This is a genomic window from Armatimonas sp. (assembly GCF_043760365.1).
Lineage (GTDB): Bacteria > Armatimonadota > Armatimonadia > Armatimonadales > Armatimonadaceae > Armatimonas.
Window position 1 is genome coordinate 1 of the sequence record NZ_JAYUPA010000792.1, and the last position, 9,548, is coordinate 9,548.

At 60.2% G+C, this 9,548-nt stretch carries 9 protein-coding genes; 3 read left to right on the plus strand and 6 right to left on the minus strand.

The genetic code is table 11. The features are described from left to right. Positions 1 to 162 precede the first annotated feature (162 nt). Positions 163 to 3,048 (plus strand): DUF1549 domain-containing protein, encoded by a 2,886-nt coding sequence (locus ACH2EH_RS19160; protein ID WP_395144171.1) that lies wholly within the window; start codon positions 163 to 165, stop codon positions 3,046 to 3,048. On the opposite strand, the gene ACH2EH_RS19165 is transcribed toward ACH2EH_RS19160, so the two are convergent. The 6 genes from ACH2EH_RS19165 to rpmI form a co-directional block, all read right to left on the minus strand. After that, on the minus strand, positions 3,045 to 3,527 hold the full coding sequence (locus tag ACH2EH_RS19165) for a hypothetical protein (RefSeq protein WP_395144173.1): 483 nt from the start codon (positions 3,525 to 3,527) through the stop codon (positions 3,045 to 3,047). The two genes, ACH2EH_RS19160 and ACH2EH_RS19165, sit on opposite strands and share 4 nt — an antisense overlap. 32 nt (positions 3,528 to 3,559) lie before the next feature. After that, entirely contained in the window at positions 3,560 to 4,621 is a 1,062-nt protein-coding gene (locus tag ACH2EH_RS19170) for a Gfo/Idh/MocA family protein (RefSeq protein ID WP_395144174.1), read from the minus strand. A 76-nt stretch (positions 4,622 to 4,697) separates the two neighbouring features. Further along, positions 4,698 to 6,713: a phenylalanine--tRNA ligase subunit beta gene (pheT, locus tag ACH2EH_RS19175; protein ID WP_395144176.1), complete on the minus strand. Its 2,016-nt coding sequence runs from the start codon at positions 6,711 to 6,713 to the stop codon at positions 4,698 to 4,700. A gap of 1 nt (position 6,714) precedes the next feature. Then, positions 6,715 to 7,731: a phenylalanine--tRNA ligase subunit alpha gene (pheS, locus tag ACH2EH_RS19180; RefSeq protein WP_395144178.1), complete on the minus strand. Its 1,017-nt coding sequence runs from the start codon at positions 7,729 to 7,731 to the stop codon at positions 6,715 to 6,717. A 99-nt stretch (positions 7,732 to 7,830) separates the two neighbouring features. Further along, complete coding sequence (gene rplT, locus ACH2EH_RS19185) at positions 7,831 to 8,184, minus strand: 50S ribosomal protein L20 (protein ID WP_309688880.1); 354 nt, start codon at positions 8,182 to 8,184, stop codon at positions 7,831 to 7,833. Between the two features lie 105 nt (positions 8,185 to 8,289). Continuing rightward, positions 8,290 to 8,496, minus strand: a complete 207-nt coding sequence (gene rpmI / locus ACH2EH_RS19190; RefSeq protein WP_395144180.1) for a 50S ribosomal protein L35 — start codon at positions 8,494 to 8,496, stop codon at positions 8,290 to 8,292. 165 nt (positions 8,497 to 8,661) lie between these two features. Here rpmI and ACH2EH_RS19195 point away from each other — a divergent pair, with 165 nt between their 5' ends. Then, positions 8,662 to 9,138 (plus strand): hypothetical protein, encoded by a 477-nt coding sequence (locus tag ACH2EH_RS19195; RefSeq protein WP_395144182.1) that lies wholly within the window; start codon positions 8,662 to 8,664, stop codon positions 9,136 to 9,138. A gap of 17 nt (positions 9,139 to 9,155) precedes the next feature. Then, on the plus strand, positions 9,156 to 9,548 hold a 393-nt coding region (locus ACH2EH_RS19200), incomplete at its 3' end, for a hypothetical protein (protein ID WP_395144183.1).

The following is a 9,548-nucleotide window of genomic DNA, read 5'->3' on the forward strand; positions in this document are numbered from 1 at the left end:
CTCTCGCTCTCCCCGCCGCTCTGTGGCTGGCTCGCCGAGCGCTACAGTTTCAGCATGATGTTTGTGGCGATGAGCGCTGTCGGGGTGCTGGCGGCGCTCTTTCTCGTGCTGCGGGTTCCCGAGAGCAACCCACCGGCCCCAAAAGTCGGCTAAAATAGGAGCATGAAGTGTTTTTGGGAAGTCGCTCTCGCCGCCCTCGCCTTTGCGCCTGTCTGGGTACAGAAGCCGCCACAGCCTGTCTCGTTCCGGCAGGCGCAGCCAATCCTCGCCAAACACTGCTATGCCTGTCACGGGCTGGATGAGAGCGCGCGCAAGGCCAATCTACGCCTTGACATTCCCAACGCCGCCGTGGTCGGCGGCGATATTCTCGCCAGCAAGCTCGCACAGCGCATCCAGAAACCTATCGGTGATAGCCTTATTATGCCTCCCGCCCGTAGTGGGCATGCACTCACAGCAAACGAGAGAAGCACACTCCTGCGCTGGATCGGTGGCGGCGGGCAGTACGAGAAGCACTGGAGTTTCCTCCCTCTCCATCCCTCGTCCACTTCCGGGAGGATGGATGCTCAGATAGACACCTTCATCCGCGCTCGCCTCGCCAAAGAAAAACTCAGCCCCGCGCCGGAGGCCGATAAACGGACACGGATTCGGCGCGTCGCGCTCGATCTCACTGGCCTGCCCCCCACTCCCGAACGCGTCGAGGCGTTTGTACGAGACACGCGGCCCGATGCCTATGAGAAGCTCGTGGACGAGCTTCTGGCTTCGCCGCGCTACGGGGAGCACTGGGCGCGTCTGTGGCTGGATCTGGCACGCTACGCCGACACCAAGGGCTACGAGAAAGACCTGCCGCGCACGATGTGGCGCTGGCGTGACTGGGTGATTGACGCCTTTAATTCGGACATGCCCTTCGATCAATTCACCGTGCAGCAGCTCGCGGGGGACTTACTGCCCAACGCGACGGACTCCGAAATACTCGCGACGGCGTTTCATCGCAACACGCCCACCAACGACGAAGGCGGCACCGACGACGAAGAGTTCCGTCAGATTGCGGTGAAAGATCGGGTGGACACGACCGGACAGATCTGGATGGGCCTCACTCTGGGCTGCGCCAAGTGCCACACCCATAAGTACGACCCGATCAGCCAGAGCGACTACTACAAGTTCTACGCCCTCTTCAACCAGACTGAGGATGCCGACCGCTACGACGACGCGCCGACGAAAGCAATTGCGACCGGGGCGCAGAGTCAGCGCCTCGCCGCACTCACCGTGCGCCTGAAGGAAATCCGCGCGGAAGCCGCCAAGTCTACCCCAGAACGCACGGCATGGGAAGCGACTCTTGCCACCCAAAATCTCTGGAGCACGCTCGCACTGCAAAATGCATCCGCAACCAGCGGGGCAAAACTAGTCAGCCGGACGGACGGTGCGCTGATCGTCTCAGGGGCACGGGCGGAAAAAGAAGCCTATACCCTCTCGCTTATCGTGCCAGCGGGCGCACTCACGTCTCTGCGGCTGGAGGTGCTGAAAGATCCGTCGCTGCCAAAGGGCGGGCCAGGCCGTGATACAAACGACCAGAATGCCGTGCTCTCCGAGCTGACGGTGCGCTACAAAGGCACGCCAATCGCCCTACAAACTGCCCGTGCAGACTTTGCACAAGTTGGCTGGCCCGTCGCAAATGCGATAGATGGCAAAGAGGACACGGGCTGGGCATGGTTCCCTAAGAACGCGGAGCCGCATGTGGCGGTCTTTGATTTTGCACAGCCGCTCGTCACTGATGGCGGGACACTGGAGATTCGCCTCACGCAAAACTATGCCAACCTCCCTGTCGGCTGTTTCCGGCTCTCGGTGAGCACGGCGGATCGCGCCCTGCTTACTCCAAGCGTCTCGCTGAGCGCCACCGAGCGCGACGAAGCCTATCTCAAGCAGACCAACCCGCCGCGTTATGCCGAGTTGGAGCGCCTGCAAACGGAGGAAGCAGTCCTAAAGCGCTCCCTCCCCCAGACCCCTATTTTCCGTGAGCTCCCAGAGAACCGCCAGCGTGTCACCCGAGTGCATGTCCGGGGGAATTTTTTAGAGCCTGGTGAGATCGTCAAGCCCGCCACCCTGGCTGCCTTTACCAAGGGCATGACAACAACACGTTTGGACGCGGCACGCTGGCTTGTCTCGCCGGAAAACCCGCTCACGGCACGCGTGCAGGTCAATCGCTACTGGGCGCGGCTTTTTGGGACGGGGCTTGTCGAGACGGAGGAAGACTTTGGGACGCAGGGCGCACCGCCGTCGCACCCCGAGCTTTTAGATCGGCTCGCCGTGCACTTCCAGAACGATTGCCACTGGTCCGTGAAGAAGCTCCTGAAGACACTGGTTCTGAGCCAGACCTATCAGCAAGCCTCCACGGTAACAAAAGAGATGCTGGCAAAAGATCCGCGCAATCGGCTGCTCTCGCGTGGCCCCCGCTTCCGGCTCTCGGCGGAGGTGATCCGCGACCAGGCACTCGCGGCAGCCGGGCTACTGTCGGCAAAAATCGGCGGTGCAAGCGTCTTCCCCCCACAACCGGGCGGGCTCTGGAAAGTGACTTACTCAGGGATGAAGTGGGAGACAAGCCCGGGCGAGGATCGCTGGCGACGGGGCCTCTACACGTTCCTGCGGCGCACCAGCCCCCACCCGATGCTCACCACTTTCGATGGCGGCAGCGGCGAGGTCTGTCTGATGCGACGGATTCGCACCAACACACCACTCCAGGCACTCATCACCCTCAACGATCCGGCGTTTGTGGAGGCCGCTAGTGCGCTCGGACGCGTGATGGCAACCCACGGACTCAGCGCAGGCTTCACGCGCATCGTCGCACGAAAGCCCACTGTCGCCGAAACAAAGCGGCTCGCGCAGCTTTTCGCCGAGACACTCTCAGAGTTCCGCAAGCGCCCAGGCGATGCTCGCGCGCTCCTAAAAGATGCCAACCAGCCCGTAACATCCAGCGATGACCCTGGCATCTTAGCGTCATGGACGGTTGTTGGGAATGTGCTGCTTAATTTGGACGAGGCACTGACGAAACCCTAGAAGGCTCCCTGGACAACTTGGCCAACAGCGCGGAGCTGGTAGACCCCTCCCGAGCTGTCGCGGAAGTCAACCACCACATCGGTGCTGGTACCAACCGTCCACTCAGGGCCACCACGAACCACCGCGCCAAACGACGTTTCCTCGCTACGAATCTCGACAACAGTGGAGGTCCAGACCGCGTCTCCATTGGTCACCGTTACCCGCTCAGCACGCAGCCCTCCGGGAACGGCGGCGCTGTCGTCGGTCTTGATGGTAATGGAGACGATAATACCATTGGGCACCGTTTCCCCCACCATCGGCATCAAGTCCCGCCAGACATGCGTCTCGCCCTTCAGCGTCTTCCCGCCCACTCCAAGGCTTAGGGGCACCGCCCGAAGCTGCGCCGCCGTCGGTAGATTAAGCTGAGGAGTCGTTGTTCCTGTTGAAGCGCAGCCTGCCACGAGCGCCAGAGCGCCCACAAAAAATAAATTTCGTCGCATAGTTTCTTTGATCCTTACCACTCACTATACCTTCACGGCGCTGTCGCGGGATACGCTCCCGACGCCACCAGTGCTACCAGGGGGTGATCATCAATGGTCAGAGGCAGGTCAATGCGCCCCCGCCGCCGCGCCGACTCGTAGCAGGCGTAGATAATCTCGGTGGTCGCCAGCGCGTTGCTCACATCACAGAGGGGTTTCGTGCCGTTTTCGAGTGCATTCACCAGATCCACCACATTATCGTGGTTGGCGAAGCCCCCGTGCAGTCCGCCCTCGGTCTCAGCGCCTGTCAGCTCTTCCAGCGTGCTTCCTTTGCGAAGGCAAATATGGGGTGCCGTGTTGTGAAGCTCCAGCGTCCCTTCGGTTCCGATGGCCTTGATCGAGCAGCCCACGGCTTTCTCCGCCGTTTCTCCGGTGCAGAGCAGGCCGTGGACGCCGTTTTCGTAACCCACCAGGCACATCCCATCGGTATCGTGGATGACACCGTAGACTTGATGCGGCTTGCGGTAGTCCACCTGTCCCATCACCCAGAGGGGCGCGGCCTCCCCGTTGAGCATCTGGAACATATTGAGCCAGTGCGTCCCCCAGTCCAGCAGATTCGAGCAGCTTCCCTCCAGCCGGGTCAGCTCCCCAATCGCCCCCTCGGCAATGAGCTTCTTTGCGGTCTGAAACGCGGGCAGATGGCGGCGCTGGTGATTAAACGTGAGCTGGACGCCCCGCTCGGCACAGACCGCCGCCATGCGCCGCGCCTCACCGAACGTCCCCGCCATCGGCTTCTCGCAGTGAATCGCCTTCACACCTGACTCAGCGGCTCCAATAGTCATCTCCGCGTGCAGGTGCGGCCAGGTGGCAATCGAGACGATGTCAGGCTTCTCAGCGGCGAGCATCTGTTTATAGTCCGTGTACTGCCGCGCTTTGCCATTACAGAAGTCCACATTGAACTCTGTCATGCTCGTTTCTTTAAGATCCGAGAGTGCAACAATCTCACACTTGCCGGACTTGGCATACCCAGGCGCATGGGCACGGCTCATCCCAAATCCCGTCGCGCCTTCCGTTTTCCACGGCAGGCCAGTGCCGATAATGGCTACTTTGAACATCCATCCCCCTGGCCCCCCTTCCTTCGTCTTTTTCCGCGTTCCACGGGACGAAAGAAGGGGAAGTTTTCTGGGGTTATTATAGCCGCTCGGCTCCGATTCCCGTCAGTGCTTTTCGGATATTTGCTAGGGTCGCCTCAATCTCCTCGCCGGTGAGCGTCCGATCCGGCGCACGGAGGGTAAAGCGAAGCGTGAGCGAGCGCTTTCCCTCGCCTAGTTTACTCGCGTCCTCAAACACATCCACGAGCCGCAGCGACTCCAGCAGCGACCCGGCACTCTCGTGCGCCACTTGCTCAATCTGGGCGTAGGGAATGTCTTTGGAGAAGACCGGCGCAAGATCACGGGTCGCCGGTGCGAACTCGGGGAGCGCGGAGAACCCGACTTTCGTTTCGTGCGCGAGAAGCGCGAGAGCTTCACCGTCCAGACCAAAGACACAAGTGCGCTTGGGTAGGTCGTTGGCCTCGATCACTGCCGTCGAGAACTCGCCGACCATTCCAATGTTCTGGCCGTTGACCAAAACGCTGGCCGTGCGATACGGATGGGTAAACGGTGACGTGTCGGCGACGTACTCAGCGACGATCCCAAGGCCTTCCAGCAGGCTCTCGACAAGGCCCTTGGCGAAGTAGAAATCCGCCGGGTAGCTCTCGCCCTTGATCGCCCACAGATTGGGGTTGCCCGAACCCGCGACCAGACCAGAAACGCGCAGGGGTTCGGCTCCGGGTTTGTAGACATTGGCAACCTCGAAGATCGCAATGTCACGGATACCCTCACGAGTGGCACGCTGGGCGATTCCAATGTGATTGGGCACGAGCGAGGTACGAAGCTGGCTGTACTCAGGGGCCATTGGGTTGCGCAGAAGCAGCGCTCCGGGGCCGCCGTCGGCGACCAGCGAGTGGGTAATGACTTCCTGCAAGCCCTGCTGGACAAGTGCATTTTTGAGGCGCATAATAAACGCGGCGCGCGGCGAGTCCTGACCTCGCTGCCCGATCTGCCAGGCGATCTTCTCGGGGATATTGGCGTACCCCAGCGCGATCCGCCCCACTTCCTCGGCGATATCGTCCTCAATCGCAAGATCAGGCCGCCAGGCAGGAATGAGGCAGTCCAGCGCCCCCGCCGACTGCTCCACCTCCAAACCAAGGCGGGTTAGTGCCGCAATCGCCGCGTCGCGATCCACGTCCACACCGAGCAACGCACGAACCCGATCGAGCCGCGCTAGAAACCGTCGCTTCGGGATCGGCTGCGCCACAGTTTCCGAAACCCCGACGAGCTCGCCACCACAGTGCTCGATAATGAGCTGCGCCGCACGATCTCCTGCAAGCGTAACTAAGTTAGGATCAACATAGCGCTCAAACCGATAGCTCGCCTCAGAACGCACGATTTTCTTGGCAGTGCGGCGCACGCAGAACGGGTCAAAGTGCGCGGTTTCCAGCAACACGTTGGTCGTCCCCTCGGTAATCTCGGTGTCTTTGCCGCCCATAATCCCCGCAATCGAGATCGCCCGTTGGTTATCGCAGATACAAAGCGTCCCAAGCGGCAGCTCGTGTTCGGTGCCATCCAGTGTCACCAGCTTCTCGCCTGGAAGTGCCTGCCGCACGACAATCTCGCCATTGGGGATCGTGTCCAGATCAAAGGCATGAAGCGGCTGGCCGAGCTCTAACATCACATAGTTGGTGATATCGGCGACATTGTTGATCATGCGATACCGGTCGCCCAGCGCGGCAGTCAGGCGATCCTGAATCCACTGCGGGGTCGGGCCGATCCTGACCCCCTTGATCACGGTCGCACGAAATCGGTGGCAGTTCGCGCTGTCGTCAATTTGGATTTTGATTCCCCCCCCTTCCCCCGCCAAGCGGGGGGGATGGGGTGGTTGCAGCTTCTTGTTTGGATAGATGGCGGCAAGCTCCCGTGCGGTGCCGTAGACACTGGCCCAGTCGCCGCGATTCGGGGTGATCTTGGTGTGCCAGACGTCTCCAAACGGCGTCTGAAGCGTCTCCTCGACCTCCAGCCCCGCCATGGTCAGCGCATCAGCGACCTCGGCCTGCTCGCCCTCCGAAACGGCGATATAGTTATTTAGCCAACTCAGTGGAATTCTCATTTTAGAACTGCCCCAGAAATCTCAGGTCGTTATCAAGGAAGAGCCGCAGGTCTTTGACACCGTAGCGGATCATGGGCATGCGGTCTAGCCCGAGGCCAAAGGCCCAGCCGGTGTATTTTTCCGTGTCGTAGCCCGCGCGCTTTAGGATATTGGGGTGGATCAGCCCCGCGCCGCCTAATTCGAGCCAGCGGTTGTTCCACCAGACCGCGACTTCCACGCCCGGCTCAACAAAGGGAAAGAAGTCCGGACGGAACCTGACAATGGCATCCGGGCCAAAGAGCCCACGGGCGATCTCGGCGAGTACGCCTTTGAGATCAGCCAGCGAGATGCCCTCCGCGATAGAGAAGCCATCAATCTGATGAAATGTGTGCGAGTGGGTCTCGTCCATGGCGTCGCGACGGAAGCAGCGGCCCATGGTCGCCATACGGAACGGAGCCTCGGGCGCGTTGGTGAGGGTGCGTCCCTGGAGTGACCCCGTGCTGTGCGTGCGCAAGAGCCACGCGCCAGGTTGCCCCGAAGCGGCTCCCCCGTCGACATAGAACGTGTCTTGCTCGTCCATGGCCGGGTGATCCTGCGGGTAGTTCAACCAGTCGAAGTTAAACAAATAGTCCTCGACATCGGGGCCATCCACAAACGTGAAGCCCAGCCCGAGAAACACCTGCTTAACATCGGCAAAAGTGCGCGTGAGCGGGTGCAGCCGTCCGGGGGCACGTGAGCGCCCCGGAAGCGTCACGTCAATCGCCTCGGCTTGCTCACGAACCGCAAGCTCGGCGGCAGCAAGCTGCGCCTTACGCTCGGCGAGCGCGGTCTCAACCCGCGCTTTAGCCTCGTTAAGCGCCTGGCCAAAGAGCGGCCTCTGGTCAGCGGGCAGGCTCCCAAGCTGACGCATCATCCCGGTAAGCTTGCCATTTCTACGGCCCAGATAGGCAATATCGGCCTCATCCAGCGCCCCAGTCGCCTCCGCCGCAGCAATCGCCGCCAGCGCCTCCGCCTCAATCTGTTTTAGTTCGTCGGTCATGTTCCTATTATCCCCCCCGTCGGACGGGGGATGGGGGGTTGGTGTGAAAAAAGCCCGTGGCGGATGCCACGGGCTTTTTGTTTTGTTCCACAGGCGGGGTTAGCCCGCGAGACCCACCTGCTTGATGAGGGCGGTAAACGCTCCGGGATCGTTGATCGCCATGTCCGAGAGAACCTTGCGATCCAGGGAGATCTCCGCCTTACCCAGCGCATGAATAAACGCGGAGTAGGTTGTTCCCCCATTGCGGCAAGCCGCACTCATACGGGCGATCCACAGGCGGCGGAAATCACGCTTCTTAACGCGACGGTCACGGTACGCATAGTTTCCGGCCTTGGCGACAGCCTCATTGGCTGTCTGGAATACATTTTTGCGAGAGCTGAAATAGCCCTTCGCTTGCTTGATGATCTTATTGTGGCGCTTCTTTGTCATCACGCCACGTTTGACTCTAGGCATCTTACTCTTTCCTTATCGGGCGCGGCTCTTGCTGCCGCTGTTTCTTCCCGTGTACCAACCCGGCGCTTTTTGTGAGCGTCTCCCCGGGCGGTGAGGGTCTACGATTTAGAAGTTGGCTCCGTAGGGAAGCTGGCGACCTACCGCCTTCGCCTTACCCGGATCCAGCACGGACTCGGCATACAAACGACGCAGGCACTGAGGGCTCTTTTTCACCATCGAGTGGTGCCGTTTGCTGTGCCGGTGCATCAGCTTACCCGTGCCGGTACCATGAAATCGCTTGACTGCGCTCTTGTGGCTCTTCATCTTCGGCATGATTGATTTTTCTCCCGACGCAGTAACACTGCGCCAAGGGGGGATTGTATCACGCACAAAGTCAGTCGGCAACTCTACTGCGAATTATAGTGCAGGCCGATAATCTCCAATGTGAGTAGGAGTAATCGTCTTCATGGCTTTTCATTAACGGAAGTATTGCTGAGCATGGTTCTTTTGGTAGCAATGGGAATCATGGTGGCTATCACCCTAAGTGCGTCGGCTCACTCTAATCACCAGGCGGGTGGCTTTCTTGTGGCAAGAACCCTGGTTGCTAATAAACTAAGTCAGATTCAGGCGGTAGGATACACGGCGCTCAATGGACCCGATCTGGGCCAGAGTGGCGCAGGGATCGTGGATGGAGCGCCCACGACTCCGACCCGCCTCGAAAATGCGCAGGGCGCAGTCAGTGCGACCTTTGAGTTCACCCAATCCAATCAGCTCAGCCAGTACTTTCCTGGCACTGGCGCTTCGGTGCCACGTGGCAACGTCTATATGGCACCCTATCTTCCCTCAAAACGGACAGTCGCTGGGAGCGACACGTATCCTCTTGTCCGAGTGACCGCCGAAGTGAGGTGGCAGGATAGCTCAGGACTCGCACATAGCTACTCAGAAACGACTCTCATTCCCCGGAGCCCCCTGTGAGCACCCTGGAGAACCCTGTGAGCAAGCCGCGAAAATACACGCGCGCACACTCCATGCTAGAGCTTCTCGTCGCCACGGCCATTGCAACACTGGTAATCGTCGGGTCACTTCTCTTGTTTATTGGTGCAGTGCGGCTTTCCTTAGGGATGCAGGCTACCAGTCACTCCCTGCGATCCGGCTCGTCGAGCACGGATCGGATGCGCCAACGCCTCGAGGAAGCCACCGCGGTGCAGCTCCCCGACGATGCCGATCCTCTCACTGTGTGGCCGGACAGACGCCTGGGAAAACCCGACAAGTACCAGTCGAGCCAGGGAAAACAAACCCTCAATACAGCGGTGTTCGTCAGCCTGACAAACACACAGAACATGATTTTTCGGACATCTGCCAAACAAACTCAGTCGCTAGAAATC

Bases quoted from the DNA above. Each gene is read 5' to 3' on its own strand.
- ACH2EH_RS19160 (WP_395144171.1), top strand. From the start codon at position 163: ATGAAGTGTTTTTGGGAAGTCGCTCTCGCCGCCCTCGCCTTTGCGCCT.
- ACH2EH_RS19165 (WP_395144173.1), bottom strand. From the start codon at position 3,527: ATGCGACGAAATTTATTTTTTGTGGGCGCTCTGGCGCTCGTGGCAGGC.
- ACH2EH_RS19170 (WP_395144174.1), bottom strand. From the start codon at position 4,621: ATGTTCAAAGTAGCCATTATCGGCACTGGCCTGCCGTGGAAAACGGAA.
- pheT (WP_395144176.1), bottom strand. From the start codon at position 6,713: ATGAGAATTCCACTGAGTTGGCTAAATAACTATATCGCCGTTTCGGAG.
- pheS (WP_395144178.1), bottom strand. From the start codon at position 7,731: ATGACCGACGAACTAAAACAGATTGAGGCGGAGGCGCTGGCGGCGATT.
- rplT (WP_309688880.1), bottom strand. From the start codon at position 8,184: ATGCCTAGAGTCAAACGTGGCGTGATGACAAAGAAGCGCCACAATAAG.
- rpmI (WP_395144180.1), bottom strand. From the start codon at position 8,496: ATGCCGAAGATGAAGAGCCACAAGAGCGCAGTCAAGCGATTTCATGGT.
- ACH2EH_RS19195 (WP_395144182.1), top strand. From the start codon at position 8,662: ATGGTTCTTTTGGTAGCAATGGGAATCATGGTGGCTATCACCCTAAGT.